Below are 17,396 nucleotides of genomic sequence, written 5' to 3'. Positions count from 1 at the left end.
CGCATTTAATTGGTCAGCCAAGTAATTCCATCCTTGGGGGGACTCATGCGAACCATCAGTGCGACCGTGCCGGTCAACGACCCCGCCCGGACGGATCAGGTCCATACCCTCCGCCCTGTGACAACGGAGAGGAACGAGGCCGAGGAGCCGGCCGAGCACGCGCGCTTCGCGCGGTACCTCGACGCCTTCGCGCAGGTTCCGCCCGAGCGCGAAGTCGCTCTGATCGCCGACGTACTCGCCGATCCCGACCGGGCCATGGCCGAGTCGGCCGTGACCCGGCACCTGGACCGGCGGGCGGCGGAGCTGCTCGCGGACCCGCGATTCGGGGTCTGGGTGGAGACCGTGAGCGAGGCCGTCGCCTCCGTCCCGTTCCTCACCCGGCGGTTGGCCGAGTGGTCGCTGCTCAGAGCGGTCTCAGCCGTCTCAGCCGTCTCAGCCGCCTCGGGTGTCTCAGTCGTCTCGGTCGTCTCACTGGACGAGCCCTGGGAGCCCGACGCGCTGATCGCCGCGACCGACTGGCTCCAGCGCAAGGTTGTTGGGGGGTCGGCCTCCGCGCAGGCCCTGCGGATCCTCGCCGAGCACGGCCGGACCCGACGCGTCCGTAACGCCGCCAAGGCTCGGCTGAACAAGCAAGGGCTCAGAGGCGGATGACGGCCGCACGATCAGCGCGATCCGCCGGCCGGCGCCGTAGCAGCGCGCCCGCCGTCACCGTCGCGGCCGCCAGACCGTAGGCCACTGTGCCCGTCGCGGCGCCGAACGTGCCCGCCCCGACGTACGTCACCGCGCCCGCGGCGGCCACCGTGAGCCATTCCCAGCGGCCGTCGAGGGCGACCAGCGCCACCAGGAGCAGGGCGTACCAGGAATAGCCGGGGGTGATCAGGAGGAACACCGTCCCGGTCACCAACAGGGCGCCGCTCCAAGGGCGTTCGGGATCACCACGGCGCAGGACATGGACGGCGAGTGCCGTCATGGCGAGGACGACGGCAGGCAGCGCCCAGGCGTCCGGGAGCGCGAGCCTCAGCAGGGCGTAACGGCCGCCCGCCGACGGGTCCTCGTACCCCTCCTCCCGCGCGTACCCGCCGAGGTAGCCGAGGACCGAGGTGCTGGAGGTGAGGACGTACGGCAGGTAGAGCAGGGCGACGATCGCGGCGGCGGGCAGCAGGACGGCGGCCGCGTCGCGCACCCGCCGTACGCCCGCCAGCGCACCCGGCAGCAGAACCGCCGGGAGCAGCTTCACCGCGACGGCCAGGCCGAACAGCGCGCCGCCGAGCGCCCGGCGCCGGCCCACCACGGCGAGTGCGGCGACGGCGAGGAGGATGCCGAGGACGTCGGCGTGGGCATTGTTCACCGCCTCGACCGGAACGGCCGGGCAGAAGGCCCAGTACGCGGCCGTGCGCGGGTCGCCCCGCCGCCGCAGGACGGCCAGCAGCACCGCCGTCACCGCCACGGACAGTAGCGCCCCGCCGAGCTGGAGGGCCTTGTGCCGGGAGCCGGGCGGCGACAGCACGTGGACGGCGAGGAAGTAGCCCTCAGCGGCGGGCGGGTAGATGGTGTGCACCAGCGGGCGGTTGATCCGGGTGCATACGTCGTCCCCGACCGGGGCGAGTTCGGGACCGTCGCAGTCGGCGCCGCGTGGGAAGAGCCATCCGTCGCGCAGGGCGGCGAGCGCCTCGTCGGCCGGGGCGTGGTCGTACGGCGAGACGCCCGCCGCCTGCACCCGGCCGTCCCAGGCGTAGCGGAAGGAGTCGGTGCTCGTACGTGGCGGCCCGGCCAGGCCGGTGGCGGTGATGGCCAGCGAGCCGGCCAGTACGAGCGGTACGACCCGGCGCGCCGGGGCGTACCGCAGCGCGAGGACACAGCCCGCGAAGAGCACCCAGCAGAGCGCGTACCACCCGGTCAGCGCCGCCGGGCCGGAGGCGGGGCCGTCCTCGCGGGTCGCGACCGTGAGCGCGGCGACCAGCGCGGTCAGCAGGACGGCGACGGTCGCGAGGGCCCAGACGGCGACGGCGGTACGGGGGCGGCTCATGCGGCCAGAGTGGCAGCGGGGGAGGCCGGGTGACGGCGCACGCGCCACGGTGTCCGCGTTTCGTAAGGCCGCCACGTGTCGGACGCCCGCCGACCCCGCGGTGAGCGCACGCGCCGGGCCGTCACGTGCCGGCCACCCGGCCCGCCGCGGCGGGCGCACGCGCCACGGTGTCCGTGTTCCGTAAGGTGTCGGACCCGCCATCCGTCCCGCCGCGGCGGTGTGATGGGGGCATGACCCCGCACACCCGACGGCGCCCCGCCCTGCCGCCCCTCCGGCCGCCCTCCTTCACCCGCCCGTTGCACGACGCCCGCACCGCCACCGCCGTCGGCCGCTGGCTCGGGCTCGCGTTCGCGGTGTGCTTCGTCACCGGCCTGATCAGCCATTACCTCCAGCATCCGCCCGACTGGCTGGCCGGCTACCTGCCCAGCCGGCCCGTCTGGGGCTACCGCTTCACCCAGGGCCTGCACGTCGCCACCGGACTCGCGGCGATCGTGCTGCTGCTCGTCAAACTCTGGGCCGTCTACCCGAGGCTGTTCGTCTGGCCGGCCGTACGCGGCGTACGGCACGCCCTCGAACGGCTGTCCGTGGCGGTGCTGGTGGCCACCGCCGTCTTCCAGGTCTTCACCGGGCTGCTGAACATCGTCGAGTGGTATCCGTGGCCGTTCGCGTTCGTGCCCACGCACTACGCCGTCGCCTGGATCGTCGCCGGGTCCGTCCTCCTCCATGTCGCGGTCAAGGCGCCCGAGATCAGGGCCCACTGGAGCCGTCGGTCGCCCGGCACCCTTCAACTGCCCGCCGAGGACGGTCCCGACCGCCGCTCGCTGCTGCTCGGCGTGGGCACCGCCGTGGGGGCGGTCACGGTGACCACGGTCGGCCAGGCGCTCACCCCGCTCGCGCCGCTCGACCTGCTGGCACCCCGCCACCCCGACCATGGCCCCCAGGGCCTCCCCGTCAACCGCACCGCGGCCGCCGCGGGGGTGACCACGACCGCCCTGCGCGACTGGCGGCTGGAGGTCCTGGGCCCCCGCCCGTACACGCTGACCCTCGATCAGCTCCGGGAGCTGCCGCAGACGACCGTACGGCTGCCCATCGCCTGCGTGGAGGGGTGGAGCATGGACGCCCAGTGGCGGGGCGTACGGGTACGGGACCTGCTGGACCGGGCGGGAGCGGCGCCGGAGGCGGGCGCGCGGGTGGTCTCGCTCGAAGTGAGCGGCGCGTACCGGGTGATGGACATGGGGCAGGAGTACGCGAAGGATCCGCTCACGCTGCTCGCGCTCGCTCTCAACGGGCAGGCGCTCTCCCTCGACCACGGCTTCCCGGCGCGCATCATCGCGCCCAACCGGCCCGGGGTCCTGCAGACGAAGTGGGTCGCGCGGCTGGAGGTGCTGTGAGCGGCACGACGGTCCTGCGGTACGCCCTCGGAGTGCTCGGTCTGGTGCTCGTCGGCGTCGGCGCCCGGCAGCTGGCGCTCGTACCCGAGGCGGGGGCCGTGGCCCTGTGGCTCGCCGGGGCGCTCGTCCTGCACGACGCGGTGATCGCGCCGCTCGTCCTCGCCGTCGGGCTGCTCGTCGCGGCGGCCCCGGCGCGGGGGGTGCTGCGAGGGGCGCTGGTGACCGGTGGCGCGCTCGTACTGATCACCCTGCCGGTGCTGCTACGCCCCGGCGCGCCGCCCAACCCGTCCGCGCTGCCCCTGCCGTACGGCCGCAACCTGCTGCTGGTCCTCGCGGCGGTGGCCCTCGCGGCTCTGCTCGTGACCGCCGTGCGGTCGTGGCGTCGGCGGTCCTGGCAGCGCGGCGAGCGCGACGGACGGCGGGAGCTGACGGGGCCCCGCGCGTTCAGGAGCGTGGCGACGGGAACGCGCCGTGCCCCGGCCTCGCCAGCTCCGCGAAGGCCCGTCCCGCCGCCGTCCACCGGTGCGTGACGGCCCATCCGGCCGTGGCGGCGTACGCGCTGAGCGCCGACGTGCCGAGCCGGGCCCAGGAGAATGGCGCCCCGAGGCCGCCCCGGCCGTTGTCCACCCTGACCTCGCAGCGCTCGTCGACCTCCACGGCCGCGCACTCGACGACGGCCCGGCCGATGGGGGCGAGCACGTCCGTCAGCCGCCGCAGCAGCCCGGCCGGATCGCCCCCGATGCCGATGTTGCCGTCGACCAGCAGCGCGGTGTCCCAGCGGCCCAGGCCGGGCAAGGGGTCGAACACCGACCGGCAGAGCGCCGCACCGCCGGTGTCTCGGGTACGGGCCACCGCCGCCGGGCTCACGTCGATACCTAGGACGCGGTGGCCCCTCGCCGCGAGCGCGGTGACCAGCCGCCCGGGGCCGCAGCCGATGTAGAGGACCGTGCCACGGCCCCGGGCGAGGACGGTCCGGTCGGCCGGGTCCGGCTCCTCGCACCAACGCTCGACCTCCAGCGGCAGCGCCCAGCCGTCCCCGCGCCGCAGATAGAGCGGGCCGCGGCCCGCCCGCAGCGCGTCCGTGTACGGATCGGCCGTCCACCCGGCCGCCCCGCTCACCGGCCCACCGCCGCCCCGAGCCGAGCGGTCAACTCCCCGTGCAGGGCGGCGAACCGTCCGGTCGGAGCCTCGGCGGCGACCAGCCGGGCGTCCTCGGCGGTATCCACGTCCCGCAGCTCGGGCAGCAGGCCCACCCGCAGCCCGGCCGCCCTGAGCCGCTCGTACTGGACCGCGCCGGTCTCCGGCACGGACATGGGTACGCCCCGCAGCAGCGCGGGGTCCGCGTCGGCCAGGCCGAGCGCCCAGAAACCGCCGTCCACCGCCGGTCCGAACCAGGCGTCGTACGCGTCCCACGCGTCCGGGGCAAGGGCCGGGGCGAGCAGCTTCGGTGTCACCTGAGGGGTGTCCATGCCGATCAGGAGAGCCGGCCCGGCAACGGCGCCGAAGGCCGCGGCGAGGCGTTCGTCGAGGCCCCCGGCGCACTGCGGCACCACCGTGAACCCGGCCGGCACCCACGGACCCGGGCGGCCGTCGAGGACGAGAACCCGTCGGCGGACGGGGCAGGCGGCGACGACGTCCAGCGTGTCGACGAGCGCGGCCCGCGCCAGCCCGGCGGCCTGCGAGGCGGTGAAGGGCGGCGTCAACCGGGTCTTGACCCTCCCCGGCAACGGCTCCTTGGCGATGACGAGCAGGGTCGTCACCGGCCGACCTCCGGGGTGGCGGGTGCGGTGGGTGCACCGGGTGCGCCTGCCTCGGCAGCCGCGGCGGTCTCCGCGGGTGCGGCCGGCGCGACGGTCTCCCCGGCCGCGGGCGGCGCGGCCGGCACGGCGGGTCCGGCGGGTGCGGCCGACGCGGTGGTTTCGGCAGCCGCGGCGGTCTCGGCAGGCACAGCGGCTTCCACAGGCGCCGTCGGCGCGGTGGTCTCCATGGTTGCGGGTGGCGCGAGTGGCGCGGCCGGCACGGCGGGTCCGGTGGGTGCGGCCGGCGCGGTGGTTTCGGCAGCCGCGGCGGTCTCGGCAGGCACAGCGGCTTCCACAGGCGCCGTCGGCGCGGTGGTCTCCATGGTCGCGGGTGGCGCGGCTGGCACGGTGGGTCCGGCGGGTCCGGCGGGTCCGGCGGGTCCGGCGCGTCCGGCGGGTCCGGTGGTCTCCGTGGTCCCGGGTGGCGCGAGTGGCGCAGCCGGCACGGTGGGTCCGGTGGGCTCTGCGGGTGCGGCCGGCGCGGTGGTCGCGGCAGGCACGGCCGTCTCCGAGGCCGCGGCTGACTCGGCGGTGTCGGTGGGTGCGGCAGCCGCAGCGGGTTCCGCGAGCGCGGCGGATGCCGCCGGTTCGCCTGCCGCCGTCGGCTCCGCCAGGACCCGGCTCATGTCGCGGACCGCCTGCCAGGTCCCGCGCCACGTCCCGGTCACCTTCGAGCGGCCCGTACGGGGCAGATAGGGCACGTCGACCTCGCTCACCCGCCATCCCGCGTCGGCCGCGCGTACCACCATCTGCAGCGGGTAGCCGCTGCGGCGGTCCGTCAGGCCGAGGGTGAGCAACTCCGCGCGGCGCGCGGCCCGCAGCGGGCCGAGGTCGTGCAGGCGCAGTCCGGTGCGGCGGCGCAGCATCCGGGCGAGTGCCAGGTTTCCGGCGCGGGCATGGGCCGGCCAGGCCCCGCGGCCCTGCGGTCGGCGGCGGCCGAGGACCAGGTCCGCCCGGCCCTCGGACACGGCCGTCACGAACCCGGTCAGCAGCCCCGGATCGAGGGAGGCGTCGCAGTCGCAGAAGCAGACGATGTCCGCCTCGGCGGCGAGGAGCCCGGCGTGGCAGGCGGCGCCGAAGCCTCGGCGGGGTTCGTACACCACCGTGGCGCCGCACACGCGGGCGACGTCGGCGGATCCGTCGGTGGAGCCGTTGTCCACGACGAGGGCGCGCCAGTCGGCCGGGATCCGGGCCAGTACCCACGGCAGGGCCTCGGCCTCGTTCAGACAGGGGAGTACGACATCTACGGTCACGGTCACGCCCTCCACCGTAGGAATCCGGGCCGGACATTGCGGACATCGACTCCTTACGAAACGCGGACACCGCCCCGGTGGCGGCCCACCCGGCCCCCCCCGCGCCGGGTGGTGGCTGCCAGGCTCGGTCCATGGAGCGACCCGAGCCCCGGCCACCGTCCTCGTCGTGGACGACCCGACCGTCACCGAAGTCGTCACCGGCTGTCGAGGACGACCCGCCCGCCGGCCCTGGAGCGCGCGGCCCGGCACCCCGCACGCACCCCCGGGCCGCCACGGCCGTGCGGCCACCAGTCCCGTCCTGCCGTGGCAGTCGTCGCCTGCCTGGCGGACCTGCACGCATCCCCGGTCCGCCACCGCCCCCGCCCCGCAGTCACCCGCGCTTCGCCGACACCCGTTGCCCCGCGTGGGCGAATTCCGTCATGCCGGCCGTGAACGGCACACTCGGGCGCCAGCCCAGGTCACGGCGCAGGCGGGCCGAGTCGGCCGTGATGTGGCGGACGTCGCCGAGGCGGAACTCGCCCGTCACCAGGGGCTCCGGCCCGCCGTGGGCCGTCGCCAGGGCCGAGGCCATCTCGGCGACCGTGTGCGGCTCGCCGCTGCCCGTGTTGTACGCGGTGAGCGTGCCGGGCGCGCCGGGCGCATCGGACGCGGCGGTCGCGAGGGCCTCCAGGGCGGTGACGTTCGCCGTGGCCACGTCCCGTACGTGCACGAAGTCCCGCCGCTGGCCGCCGTCCTCGAAGACCCGCGGTGCCTCGCCGCGAGCCAGGGCCGAGCGGAAGAAGGACGCGACGCCGGCGTACGGCGTGTCCCGGGGCATCCCCGGCCCGTACACGTTGTGGTAGCGCAGCGACACCGCCGTGCCGCCGACCGCCCTCGCCCAGGCGGCGGTGAGGTGCTCCTGCGCCAGTTTCGTCGTGGCGTACACGTTCCGCGGGTCGGCGGGCGCGTCCTCGGTGACGAGGCCGGGCTCCAGCTCCGCCCCGCAGTGCGGGCAGCGCGGCTCGAACCGCCCGGCCGCGAGGTCCTCGGCGCGGCGCGGGCCCGGCCGTACGAGCGCGTGGACCGGGCAGGTGTAGCGCCCCTCGCCGTACACCACCATCGACCCGGCGAGCACCAGCTTCCGTACCCCCGCCTCGGCGGCGGCCGCGAGCAGCACGGCGGTGCCGTGGTCGTTGCAGTCGACGTACGCGGGGGCGTCGGCGAAGTCCTTTCCTAGGCCGACCATCGCGGCCTGATGGCACACGGCGTCCACGCCGCGCAGCGCCCGCCGTACGGCCTCGCCGTCGCGCACGTCGGCCCGTACGAACTCCGCGTCCGGCAGCTCGGGCGGCGGCCCGGGGTGGGCGGCGGGCACGAGCGCGTCCAGGACCAGGGGTTCGTGGCCGCGCGCCGTCAGCGCCGTGACGATGTGGGCGCCGATGAAGCCCGCGCCTCCGGTGACGAGTACTCGCATGGGCGCAGCGTAGGGACGCCGCGGGGGGCGTGGTCGCTCCCGCGCGCGACCGTAAGATTTCGGTCACTGTCTCCGCACGGCCGGCCCCCGCCCCCTCAGGACGCTTCGACCGCGGCTTTGATGCGGCGCCCGAACGCGGGCGCGTCCTTGCGCGCGGCGCGCAGGGCGAATCCGGCCAGGAGCTTGCCGAAGCCGTGGCCCTCCAGGACGTTGAAGATACGCACCCGCGTCCGCCCGCCGGGCAGCTCTTCCAGGTCGTAGCCGCCCTCCGGGACCGTCACGAGGTTCTCGCTCACCTCGGCCCACCGGATCCGGTGCGGCGCCTGGAACTCGCTGATGCGAAAGGCCCGTCCGGTGGTGACCCCGGCGTCCTTCACCGTGCTGCGGAACACCGTCCCGACCTGCGTCGGTTCGTCCGGGGACCGCTCGATGCGCTGGACGCGGGGGCTGAAGGCGGGGTCGTTGCGGCCGTCGGCGAGGAAGGCGAAGACCTCCTCGATGGGGCGGTCGATCTCGACGCTCGCCTCGAACTGTCCGGCCATGTTCTCTCCTGACTCACCGGTAACTGCTCACCCGCAGGATCCCAGAGCCCCCGAGGCCCCGCGCGCCGGGCCGCGCGGGGCGAACACCCTCGGCCATCGGCGTCGAACACCGGATCCCGAATGCATCATCAGTTTGTCAAGGGTGTGGCATCATGGCGGCGCATCCGCAAGACCGCCGGCAGGACCACGGGATGGACCACCGGCAAAGACCATCCAAAAGCTTCAGGGACTTCCGAACGTGAAGGACTGCGAATGAAGTTACCTGGCCCTGCGTTACCGTCGTCGGAAGAGCGGCGGCTCAGGCGCCGTCTCAAAGAGGTGCGGCACACCTGCGAGGCGCTGCTTGCGGACTGGGGTATGGAGCACGGCTGTGGGATAGAGGAACTCCACCACTATCTGTCCACGCAGCGCCGAAGGCCCATACATCTGATACCGATGACCTTTCCGGAACGGCATCTCTTCGGCATGTGGCTGAAAATGGATGACTTCGACATCATCGTTTTCGAGAAGGCCGCTTCGGCGTCCCACAAAGAGCACATCATCGCCCATGAACTCGCCCACATCGCCTTCGAGCACCGTGGATCCGTGAGCCCCTCCCCGAGTGGTTCCGGCCAATTGCTGGACGATGTGGACCCCGCGGACGTACGCAGCATGCTGATGCGCTCGCGCTACAGCGAGGACGAGGAGCAGGAGGCCGAGACCATGGCCTCGCTGATTCTCGCGCGGGCCACCAAGCGCTGGCTCGAACCGGCCTGGGGCGTCCCCGAGGAAGCGGCGGAAATCGTCGCGCGCATCGAGAGCGGTGTCGGAAACCCGGACCAGGGGGCCGTGTGATCTACGGAGTTCTCTCGTGGATCTGCGCGATCGGCGGACTCGCGGCCTTCGGCTACCGGCTGCCCGATCTGCTGCGCAGAAAGCACGACATCGCCCTGTGGGCGCTGTGCACCTACTTCCTCTGCTCCGGTCTCAGTTTCCTCGTCGACCTGGACGTCCTGCGGCTGCACATCTCCGACCTGTTCGGGCTCCCCAACATCACCTCACTGATCGTGCAGGTGCTGGTCGTCGTCCTCACCGCGGCCCAGCAGGTCGTGCTCGTCTACTGGTCCTGCCCGCCCGACGAGGCCCGGCGCCGGGCCCGCGGCCGGCTGCTCTTCTTCGCCGCCGCGCTCTGCGTCCTGGTGGCCGCGTCCCTCGCCGTCAGCCCGGTGGCCGACTCCGAGACGGCGACCTCGACGATCCTGCTGAGCATCCAGGACGGCGGATACGCGGCCTACATGTCGTTCTATCTGCTGCTGTGCGCCGTGGGGCAGTTCGAGACCGTACGGCTCTCCCTGCGGTTCACCAAGATGGCCAACCGGCAGTGGCTCAAGGTCGGCATGCGCACCGTCACCCTCGGCGCGAGCCTGATCATGGTCTACTGCGTCACCCGCGGCATCCAGATCGCCGGCACCCGGCTGCACTTCGACGGCTCCGGGCTCGACCCCATCCAGTGGACCTGCGGCAGCATCGGCGCCCTGCTCCAGATCACCGGCTGGACCATTCCGTCCTGGGGCATCCACCTCACCCGCGCGCTCGGCTGGCTGCGCAGCTACCGCTCCTACCTCCGGCTGCGGCCCCTGTGGTGGGCCCTCTACCAGGCCTCGCCGGACATCGCGCTGGCCCCGCCCCGGTCCTGGCCGCGCGACATCATCCCCACCCGCGACCCGCACTACAGCCTCTACCGGCGCGTCATCGAGATCCGTGACGGCCAGCTGATGCTGCGCACCTCGCTCTCCCTGGAGGACTTCTCCCGGATGGCCCGCTCCCTGCGGCTCCCCGAGGACCCCACGTCACCGCTGGGCGAGGCGCTCCAGGTCCGCGCCGTGCTCAGCAGGCCGCCCGCGGAGCGGGCCGAGCGGGCCGACGCCACCGACATTCCCGTACGCCCGCCGTACGAGGACTTCCGTGACGAGGTGGAGTGGCTGACCAAGGTGGCGTCGTCGTTCTCCGCCCTCGGCCGGCGCCGCCTGGGCCGCGACGACGCCCAGCTGCTGTCATGACGCGGGCCGCCCGGCCCGCTGCGGGCCTCGGGGCGGCGTGCGGCGACGGATCCGGTACGACGGTTGCGCGCGCCCTGAGTGCCATCCGGCGGCTCGTCGCCCTGGACGCCGAGCACGGGGCGACCGCCGCGATGGAGGGCGTACGGGCGACCCTGCGGGAGGTCCCCGAACTCACCGCACCACCCGCGAGACTGACCGGACTCGACGGCGACCTGCTCGCGGCGCTGTCGGAGCTCACCGAGGTCATCGGCTGGATCCTCTTCGACGCCGGTCTGCCCCGGCACGCCCACCGGGCCAACCTGCGCGCCCTGGCGCTCGCCGAGCGCGCGGGGGACCGCTGGACGGCCCGGCTCGTGCTGCTCAACCACAGCATGCTCGGGGCCCACACAGGGCAGCCGAAGGCCGCCCTGGAGAGCGCCGCCCGCGTGGGCGGCGCGCGCCCCCTGCCGGCCCGGGTGGACAGCCTCGTCCTCATCCGTCAGGCGCACGCCACCGCCCTGCTCGGCGGCCACGACGAGACCCTGCGGCTGCTCTCCCGCGCCCGCGGCCGCTTCCTCGATGGTCTCTCCCGCCACGATCCCCCCTGGGCGTGGTGGATCGACGAGACCGAACTCCTCGGCCACCGGGGCTGGGTCCTGGCCCGGCTGCGGCAATGGGGCCGGGCCATACCCCTTCTGTACGAGGCGGCCACCGCGCCCGGGCCCTCGTACCGCCATCTGTTCGGCGCGGAGCTGTTGTCGGCGCTGGTGCGGGCCGGGGCCTGGCGGGAGGCGGAGGACCTGATCGAGGACCTCGCCCCCCGGGCCGCCCGTATCGGGTCCGTACGGACCACCGAGAGACTCGGCGGCACCGCGCGCGCCATGCGCGCCCACGCCGCCGCTCCGGCGCGGCTACGGGACGCCGCCGCCTACCTGCTGGACTCCCTGCCCGCCTCGGCAGCCGGCACCAGCAGCCCCCACCCCCGCTACAGATAAGGGACAGCATGCGCCACATCCGGGTGTCGACGTCCGCGGCCGCGATCTTCATCGCGGCGTTACTCCTCCTCGCCTCCGGAGGACCCGTCACGGGCGCCGCCGTCCAAACCCCTGCGGCGCCCGCCGCGGCGGAGCAGAACACCACCGGACGCATGAGTCCGTACGTGTCCACCCATCTCTACTTCGGCACCGGCCGGCACGACGGCAAACCACCCATAACCGACGCGGAGTTCATGCGGTTCGTCAACGACGTCATCACCCCCCGCTTCCCGTCAGGACTGACCCTCCAGGAGGGCCGCGGCCAGTGGCGCGACAAGGATGGCGACATCAACCGCGAGCGGTCCTACGAACTGACCGTGCTCTACCCCGCGAGACAGGCCCCGGACCTGAACGACGACATCGAGTACATCCGCCGGGCCTACTGCGCCCTCTACGACCTGGAGTCCGTCGGCCGGGCCGACGTCCGCGCCCAGGTCGACTTCTGACCTTCTGACCGGCACCCGACCCGTCGGTCAGCTCCGGGGATCGTCCGCCGCCTCCAGAGGGTCGGTGGCCGGTCCCTGGAGGACCGAACCGTCCGGGGCGAAACGCGAGCCGTGGCACGGGCACTCCCACGCCTCCTCGACGTCGTTGTACGCCACCAGACAGCCCATGTGGGTGCAGCGGGCCGAGACCGTGCGCAGGGTGCCCGACGCGTCCCGGTGGACGGCATACGCGTGTCCCCGGTCGCGTACGACGGTGCCCGCGCCCGGGGCCAGGTCCGCCACGGTCTCGGGGCCCGGCAGATGGAGCCGGTCGCCCACGAAGTGCCCGGCGACCGTCGCCTGGGACTTCAGCAGCCCCGGCACCTCGCGGACCGGCGGCAGCCGGCGCGGGTCGTAGAGCTCGGTCCACGGCGGCCGCGGACCGCCCGTCAGATGCGCGGCGAGCAGCCGGCCGGCCATGATGCCGCCGCTCATGCCCCAGCCGCCGAACCCGGTGGCCACATGGACGTGCTCGGTCCCCGGATGCAGATGCCCCACGAACGGCAGCCCGTCGGCCGGGTCCACGTCCTGCGCCGCCCAGCGGAGCAGGGGCCCGGTCTCGCCGAAGCCGGGGAAGTACGCCCGCGCCCAGGTCTCCAGCCGCTCCTGGTGCCCGGCCACGTCGCCGTCGCCCGGCCGGAAGGCCTCGCCGGTCACGATCAGCAGCCGGGTGTCCCGCCCGTACGGCGCCGTGCGGACCGAGCGGGTCCCGTCCTCCGGGCTGATGTACATGCCGTCCGGATCCGTCTCCAGCGGTACGGGGGCCGCCACGACCAGCTCCCGCCGCGGGGTCAGCCGGACCATCAGGGAGACCGGGCCGAAGGCCGGGAAGTGGGTGGCCACCACCACGTCGGAGGCGTGCACGTCGAAGCCGTCGGACGTCTCCAGGTGGATCCGGGCGTGCTCGTGCAGGGAGGCGACCCGGGTGTGCTCGAAGATCCGCCCGCCGGCCGCCGTGAACGCGTCCGCCAGGGCCGTCAGGAAGGCGGCGGGGTGGAACTGGTACTGCTCGTCCAGCCGTACGGCGGCCGCCACCGGAAACGGCAGCGGGGTCTCGGTGACGAAGTGCGCGTCGAGCCCCGCGGTCCGGGCGGCGGCCGACTCGGCCCGGATCTCCCGGACGCGGTCGTCCGCGCGGACGTACGTGTAGGCGGACCGCCGCTCCAGTTCGGCGTCGATGCCCCACTCGGCGCAGCACGCGGCCGCATGGGCGAGGGCGTCCTGCTGCGAGGCGGCGTAGAGCTCGGCGCCTTCGGTGCCCACCGTGTGCCGCAGCCGTTCGTAGCGCAGACCGTGCAGGGCCGTGAGCTTGCCGGTGGTGAAACCGGTGGTCCCCGAGAGGATCTGATCCGCCTCCAGGAGCACCGTCTCGCGCCCGGCCTTGACCAGCTCCCAGGCCGTCATGAGCCCGGCGATCCCACCGCCGACGACGGCGACGTCGGTGCTGAGGTCCTCCTCCAGGCGGGGCCTGGCGGGACGGTGCGCGGTGGCCAGCCAGTGCGAGAGCGGGGCCGCCCGCCCGGTCGTGCCGTTCATGATGCCTCCCGCCGCTCGTAGGCCCGTGTCGAAGGGCGGCTACCCGACGAGGGGAGCCGGATGCGTGAGTGATCGGACCGTCACGGGTTGCGACCGGCCCCGGGGCGCCCCAGAGTGAATGAGGCAAACCCCCTCAAATGCCAAGAAAAGGAGTCTGAGATGGCCAAGGCAAAGGGCAAGGCGCGTCAGGTCAAGGGCAAGATGAAGGAAGCCGCCGGTGACATGACCGACGACCAGCGCATGCAGGCCGAAGGCCGCGGTGAGCAGGCCGGCGGCAAGATGGAGGAGACCGCGGCCAAGGCGCGCGAGCGGATGAAGAAGAACAAGTAATCCGCGCGGATGAAGAAGGACACGTAGTCCGAGCCGCGAGCTGTCCGTGACCGGTGGCCCCGTACCCGCTTTCGGGTACGGGGCCACCGGCTGCCGGGGATCGTCGGGTGCGAGGGCACGTACGGGCCCCTCCTGCCGCCCAGGATGAGGCGTGGTCACCCGGCCCTGGGGGATTCGTCGAGGGTGAACAGGCCGCCGTCCGGGTCGCGCAGGGTCACCTGCTGCCCGCCGCGCCACGCGGCGCTCTCGACGACACCGCCGCCGTGCTCGATCGCCGCTGCCTTGGCCGGTTCGAGGGCGGGGACCTTGAAGTGGACCAGCCAGCGCGGCCGCAGCTGCGGCTTCGGCGCCGCCTCCTCCACCGGGCCGCTGTTCAGCCGGGCGACGGCCTGGCCGTCATGGCGCAGGACCACCCGGTCCTCCTCGTAGGAGACCTCGCAGCAGCCCGCGCCATCCTGGCTGTCCTGACCCCATTCCAGGACCTCGCCGTAGAACATGGCCGCGTCGAAGGCGTTGCGGGTGTGCAGCTCCAGCCAGGCGGGCGCCTCCCCGTCGCCCACCCGCCAGTCGGCCAGCACGCGCCCCTCCCAGACTCCGAAGGACGCGCCCTCGGGGTCGGAGACGAGGGCCGCCCGGCCTCCCGGCGGGTAGGAGACCGGGCCGACGCCGACCGTCCCGCCGCGCTCTCGGACGCGTGAGGCGGCGGCGTCGGCGTCGTCGACGGTGAAGTACGGCATCCAGGCCACGGGCACGGCGAGCTCGCCGGCTAGCGCCCCGATGCCCGCCACCGGCACACCGTCCAGCTCGGCCACGGAGAACACCTGGCCGAGCGCGCCCCGCTGGAACGTCCACCCCAGGACCGCGCTGTAGAAGCGCTCCGCCGCCTCGAGATCGCGGGCCATCAGACTCAGCCAGCAGGGCGCGCCGAGCACCTCCGACTTCACCAGCACCATGGCCACCCCTCCTTCCGTCGGTGCGGGTCCGTTCGGTGAGGTGAATCAGGTGTGCAGGCGGCTGTTGGGGCCGTCCTGACCGTCGGCCGACTCGTCGTTGAACCAGTAGTCACCTGCGGCCAGATAGCGGAAGGAGTGGCTGCTGCTGCTCGGTAGGGCGATGGTGACGGCCCGCCGCTCGTCCGCCGTGGCCTTGAGGGGGTGGGCGTGCGGGTCCCAGTCGTTGAAGTCGCCGACCACGCTCACCGGCCCCGGCGGGTTGTCGGCCGGAAGGACGAAGGTGACCTCGGTCCGGTCCTTGCGGTGGGTGCGTTCGAGCATGGGGCGGCTCCTGCCGGAATCGGAGGGGGAATCGCGACCATCCTGCTCCCGGCTCCGGCGGTCCGCACGTCGACACGGCCGACGGCCACCGGTCGGCGGGCCTGAGAGGCGCTCCCGCTCGATGTCTCGGATAGGGTGATTCGATAGGAAATGCGCCCCCCGGGGTTAGGTCGTTGCGTTGGACACTCATCAGTCGACGAGCGAGGTACCGGACCAGCACATGGCGGCTGTCGGGTACGCGGGCGTGCTCCGCGAGCTCCTGCCGATCGCCCTGTGGCGCGAGGACACCCACGGACGCGTCGTGGAGTGGTCGCTGGCCGCGCAGGACCTGCTCGGATACCGGCCCGAGGACGTCATCGACCGCCCCGCCACCCCCCTCCTCGTCCCCGAGGCCAACCGCGCACTCGCCGACCAGCTGACCCGCCGCGTCCAGGCCGGCGAGACCGTCGTCGGCACCCTGCCCGTACGCCACCGCGACGGCCATGACGTCACGATGGAGATGTGGATCGTGCCCGCGCGCGACCCGCAGGGCAGCCCCGGCGCCATGCTGATCGCCGTGGAGACCTCCGAGGTGCTGCGGATGCGGGACTCCCTGGCCGCCCTGGAGAGCCTGTTCACCCAGTCGCCGATCGGGCTCGCCACCCTCGGCCCCGACCTGCGCTTCCTGCGCGTCAACGACGCCCTGGCCCGGATGAACGGCGTCTCCGCCGCCGCCCACCTCGGCAAACGCCTCACCGAGGTGGTGCCCGGCGTCAACGCCACCGCGCTGGAGTCGATGATGCGGCAGGTCCTGGAACGCGGCACGGCCATCGTCGACGCCCGCCGCACCGGCCGCACCGCCGCCGACCCCGACCGCGACCGGACCTGGTCCTGCTCGTACGCGCCCCTCCTCGACAACGCCGGACGCCCGCTGGGCCTGATCGCCTCCCTGATCGACATCACCGACAGCGAGCAGGCGCAGATCGACGCCGAGCGGGCCCGCCACCGCTTCGCCCTGCTCGCCGAGGCCGGAGCGCGGATCGGCACAACCCTGGACCTGCACCAGACCGCCGAGGAGGTCGTCGAGGTCCTCGTGCCCCAGCTCGCCGACTCCGCCGACGTACAGATGCTGGAATCGGTCCTCGAACCCGACGAGTCGGCCGCCTCCACCAGGGGCGTACTCCGCCGTCTCGCGGCCAGGTTCCCCGACCCCACGGCCCCCACGGCCACACTCGCCGCGGGCCAGACCTTCCAGATCCCGCTCGGCTCGGTGTACGAGCAGGTCATCCACGACGGCGTGCCGATGAACCTGTACACCTCCGACGTCCCGGCCCTGATCAAGGAGCCCCGCGCCGAGGCGCTGCGCACGTACCTCACCACCCACATCGGCTCCGCCCGGCTCGTGCCGCTGGTCGCCCGCGGCAAGGTGCTCGGGGCCGTGGCGGTCACCCGCGTCCGCGGCCGGGAGCCCTTCGACCAGCAGGACTGTGTGCTCATCGACGAACTCGTCGCCCGCGCCGCCCTCAACATCGACAACGCCCGCATGTACACCATGCAGCGGGCCGCCGCCCTCACCCTCCAGCGCAGTCTCACCAACAGCGCCCTGCCGGACGTCACAGGACTGGAACTCACCGGGCGCTACCTGCCCGCCAGCGACCATGACGTGGGCGGCGACTGGTTCGACGTCATCACCCTGCCCGAGGGCAGGACCGGCCTGGTCATCGGCGACGTGATGGGCCACGGCATCCACGCGGCCGCCGTCATGGGGCAGCTGCGCACTGCGGTCCGCACCCTCGCCCGGCACGACATTCCCCCCGAGCGGATGCTCCGCTCCCTCGACGCGGTCGTCGCCGACCTCGGCGAGGACGAGATGGCGACCTGCGTCTACGCCGTCCACGACCCGACCACCGGCGTCTGCGTGATCGCCCGGGCCGGGCACCCGCCACCCGCGGTCGTCGGCCCGGACGGCACGATCGCCTTCCTCGACGGACCCCAGGGCACCCCGCTGGGCACCGGCGGACACGACTTCAGGACCGAACAGGTGCCGCTGCCGCCGGGCAGCCTCCTCGCCCTGTACACCGACGGCCTCATCGAGGCCCGCGACCGGGACCTCGACCAGGGCATGGAGCAGCTCGGACAGGCGCTGAGGCAGTTCGCCCGGCCGCTGGACGAGCTCTGCGACGGCATCCTCGCGCGGCTCCTGCCGCTCCCGGCACAGGACGACGTGGCGGTCCTGCTGGCCCGTACCCTCCCCAGCACCTGACCCAGGGCCGGCG

17 protein-coding genes and 1 pseudogene are annotated in these 17,396 nt (G+C 73.8%); 9 read left to right on the top strand and 9 right to left on the bottom strand.

The window, feature by feature from the left end; all coding sequences use genetic code 11:
* Nucleotides 1-117 precede the first annotated feature (117 nt).
* A complete protein-coding gene (locus ACZ7LT_RS25930; protein WP_471238490.1) occupies nt 118-651 on the top strand; it encodes a hypothetical protein in 534 nt (177 codons plus the stop codon).
* Here ACZ7LT_RS25930 and ACZ7LT_RS25925 read toward each other — a convergent pair.
* The gene (locus ACZ7LT_RS25925; protein WP_471238489.1) at nt 638-2,026 is read right to left on the bottom strand and encodes a glycosyltransferase 87 family protein; all 1,389 of its coding nucleotides are present in this window, start codon (nt 2,024-2,026) and stop codon (nt 638-640) included. The two genes, ACZ7LT_RS25930 and ACZ7LT_RS25925, sit on opposite strands and share 14 nt — an antisense overlap.
* A 230-nt stretch (nt 2,027-2,256) precedes the next feature.
* Between ACZ7LT_RS25925 and ACZ7LT_RS25920 the strand changes: the two genes are divergently transcribed.
* Nucleotides 2,257-3,417, top strand: coding sequence for a molybdopterin-dependent oxidoreductase (locus tag ACZ7LT_RS25920; RefSeq protein ID WP_471238488.1), 1,161 nt, complete (start codon nt 2,257-2,259; stop codon nt 3,415-3,417).
* Entirely contained in the window at nt 3,414-3,947 is a 534-nt protein-coding gene (locus tag ACZ7LT_RS25915) for a hypothetical protein (RefSeq protein WP_471238487.1), read from the top strand. The genes ACZ7LT_RS25920 and ACZ7LT_RS25915 overlap by 4 nt, the downstream gene beginning before the upstream one ends.
* Here the strand turns inward: ACZ7LT_RS25915 and ACZ7LT_RS25910 are convergent.
* The 5 genes and pseudogenes from ACZ7LT_RS25910 to ACZ7LT_RS25890 all read right to left on the bottom strand — a co-directional run bounded on the left by ACZ7LT_RS25910 (nt 3,862) and on the right by ACZ7LT_RS25890 (nt 8,464).
* Nucleotides 3,862-4,536, bottom strand: a complete 675-nt coding sequence (locus ACZ7LT_RS25910; RefSeq protein WP_471238486.1) for a class I SAM-dependent methyltransferase — start codon at nt 4,534-4,536, stop codon at nt 3,862-3,864. The two genes, ACZ7LT_RS25915 and ACZ7LT_RS25910, sit on opposite strands and share 86 nt — an antisense overlap.
* Nucleotides 4,533-5,177, bottom strand: coding sequence for a TIGR04282 family arsenosugar biosynthesis glycosyltransferase (locus ACZ7LT_RS25905; protein WP_471238485.1), 645 nt, complete (start codon nt 5,175-5,177; stop codon nt 4,533-4,535). The genes ACZ7LT_RS25910 and ACZ7LT_RS25905 overlap by 4 nt, the downstream gene beginning before the upstream one ends.
* 611 nt (nt 5,178-5,788) lie before the next feature.
* A pseudogene (locus ACZ7LT_RS25900) lies at nt 5,789-6,484 on the bottom strand (glycosyltransferase family 2 protein); the annotation flags it as partial.
* Nucleotides 6,485-6,839: 355 nt separating this feature from the next.
* Complete coding sequence (locus ACZ7LT_RS25895) at nt 6,840-7,922, bottom strand: NAD-dependent epimerase/dehydratase family protein (RefSeq protein WP_471238484.1); 1,083 nt, start codon at nt 7,920-7,922, stop codon at nt 6,840-6,842.
* 95 nt (nt 7,923-8,017) lie between these two features.
* Nucleotides 8,018-8,464, bottom strand: coding sequence for an SRPBCC family protein (locus tag ACZ7LT_RS25890; RefSeq protein ID WP_471238483.1), 447 nt, complete (start codon nt 8,462-8,464; stop codon nt 8,018-8,020).
* Between the two features lie 120 nt (nt 8,465-8,584).
* Between ACZ7LT_RS25890 and ACZ7LT_RS25885 the strand changes: the two genes are divergently transcribed.
* The 4 genes from ACZ7LT_RS25885 to ACZ7LT_RS25870 are packed head-to-tail and all read left to right on the top strand — an operon-like array spanning nt 8,585 to nt 11,962.
* Nucleotides 8,585-9,298, top strand: coding sequence for a hypothetical protein (locus ACZ7LT_RS25885; RefSeq protein WP_471238482.1), 714 nt, complete (start codon nt 8,585-8,587; stop codon nt 9,296-9,298).
* Entirely contained in the window at nt 9,295-10,503 is a 1,209-nt protein-coding gene (locus tag ACZ7LT_RS25880) for an MAB_1171c family putative transporter (protein ID WP_471238481.1), read from the top strand. The genes ACZ7LT_RS25885 and ACZ7LT_RS25880 overlap by 4 nt, the downstream gene beginning before the upstream one ends.
* On the top strand, nt 10,500-11,477 hold the full coding sequence (locus tag ACZ7LT_RS25875) for a DNA-binding protein (protein WP_471238480.1): 978 nt from the start codon (nt 10,500-10,502) through the stop codon (nt 11,475-11,477). Before ACZ7LT_RS25880 ends, ACZ7LT_RS25875 begins: the two co-directional genes overlap by 4 nt.
* Nucleotides 11,478-11,485: 8 nt before the next feature.
* Nucleotides 11,486-11,962, top strand: a complete 477-nt coding sequence (locus ACZ7LT_RS25870) for a DUF3574 domain-containing protein (RefSeq protein WP_471238479.1) — start codon at nt 11,486-11,488, stop codon at nt 11,960-11,962.
* Nucleotides 11,963-11,989: 27 nt separating this feature from the next.
* Here the strand turns inward: ACZ7LT_RS25870 and ACZ7LT_RS25865 are convergent, their stop codons facing one another.
* On the bottom strand, nt 11,990-13,537 hold the full coding sequence (locus tag ACZ7LT_RS25865) for an FAD-dependent oxidoreductase (protein WP_471238478.1): 1,548 nt from the start codon (nt 13,535-13,537) through the stop codon (nt 11,990-11,992).
* Nucleotides 13,538-13,696: 159 nt separating this feature from the next.
* Here ACZ7LT_RS25865 and ACZ7LT_RS25860 point away from each other — a divergent pair, with 159 nt between their 5' ends.
* A complete protein-coding gene (locus tag ACZ7LT_RS25860) occupies nt 13,697-13,867 on the top strand; it encodes a CsbD family protein (RefSeq protein ID WP_471238477.1) in 171 nt (56 codons plus the stop codon).
* A gap of 155 nt (nt 13,868-14,022) precedes the next feature.
* On the opposite strand, the gene ACZ7LT_RS25855 is transcribed toward ACZ7LT_RS25860, so the two are convergent.
* Nucleotides 14,023-14,820, bottom strand: coding sequence for a VOC family protein (locus ACZ7LT_RS25855; protein WP_471238476.1), 798 nt, complete (start codon nt 14,818-14,820; stop codon nt 14,023-14,025).
* Between the two features lie 45 nt (nt 14,821-14,865).
* Nucleotides 14,866-15,141, bottom strand: coding sequence for an isoamylase early set domain-containing protein (locus ACZ7LT_RS25850; protein WP_471238475.1), 276 nt, complete (start codon nt 15,139-15,141; stop codon nt 14,866-14,868).
* A gap of 220 nt (nt 15,142-15,361) precedes the next feature.
* On the opposite strand from ACZ7LT_RS25850, the gene ACZ7LT_RS25845 reads away from it, so the two are divergent.
* Entirely contained in the window at nt 15,362-17,383 is a 2,022-nt protein-coding gene (locus tag ACZ7LT_RS25845) for a SpoIIE family protein phosphatase (protein WP_471238474.1), read from the top strand.
* Nucleotides 17,384-17,396 lie beyond the last annotated feature (13 nt).

The organism is Streptomyces sp. NPDC039465, from assembly GCF_055639315.1.
The sequence above is the reverse complement of the archived record's forward strand: the minus strand, read 5'-3'. Positions and strand labels throughout refer to the sequence as shown.

What these genes read in the sequence shown, in the direction of transcription:
- ACZ7LT_RS25860 (WP_471238477.1), top strand. Translation starts at nt 13,697, where the DNA reads ATGGCCAAGGCAAAGGGCAAGGCGCGTCAGGTCAAGGGCAAGATGAAG.
- ACZ7LT_RS25895 (WP_471238484.1), bottom strand. Translation starts at nt 7,922, where the DNA reads ATGCGAGTACTCGTCACCGGAGGCGCGGGCTTCATCGGCGCCCACATC.
- ACZ7LT_RS25850 (WP_471238475.1), bottom strand. Translation starts at nt 15,141, where the DNA reads ATGCTCGAACGCACCCACCGCAAGGACCGGACCGAGGTCACCTTCGTC.
- ACZ7LT_RS25890 (WP_471238483.1), bottom strand. Translation starts at nt 8,464, where the DNA reads ATGGCCGGACAGTTCGAGGCGAGCGTCGAGATCGACCGCCCCATCGAG.
- ACZ7LT_RS25855 (WP_471238476.1), bottom strand. Translation starts at nt 14,820, where the DNA reads ATGGTGCTGGTGAAGTCGGAGGTGCTCGGCGCGCCCTGCTGGCTGAGT.
- ACZ7LT_RS25875 (WP_471238480.1), top strand. Translation starts at nt 10,500, where the DNA reads ATGACGCGGGCCGCCCGGCCCGCTGCGGGCCTCGGGGCGGCGTGCGGC.
- ACZ7LT_RS25885 (WP_471238482.1), top strand. Translation starts at nt 8,585, where the DNA reads ATGCATCATCAGTTTGTCAAGGGTGTGGCATCATGGCGGCGCATCCGC.
- ACZ7LT_RS25925 (WP_471238489.1), bottom strand. Translation starts at nt 2,026, where the DNA reads ATGAGCCGCCCCCGTACCGCCGTCGCCGTCTGGGCCCTCGCGACCGTC.
- ACZ7LT_RS25870 (WP_471238479.1), top strand. Translation starts at nt 11,486, where the DNA reads ATGCGCCACATCCGGGTGTCGACGTCCGCGGCCGCGATCTTCATCGCG.
- ACZ7LT_RS25845 (WP_471238474.1), top strand. Translation starts at nt 15,362, where the DNA reads ATGGCGGCTGTCGGGTACGCGGGCGTGCTCCGCGAGCTCCTGCCGATC.
- ACZ7LT_RS25920 (WP_471238488.1), top strand. Translation starts at nt 2,257, where the DNA reads ATGACCCCGCACACCCGACGGCGCCCCGCCCTGCCGCCCCTCCGGCCG.
- ACZ7LT_RS25865 (WP_471238478.1), bottom strand. Translation starts at nt 13,537, where the DNA reads ATGAACGGCACGACCGGGCGGGCGGCCCCGCTCTCGCACTGGCTGGCC.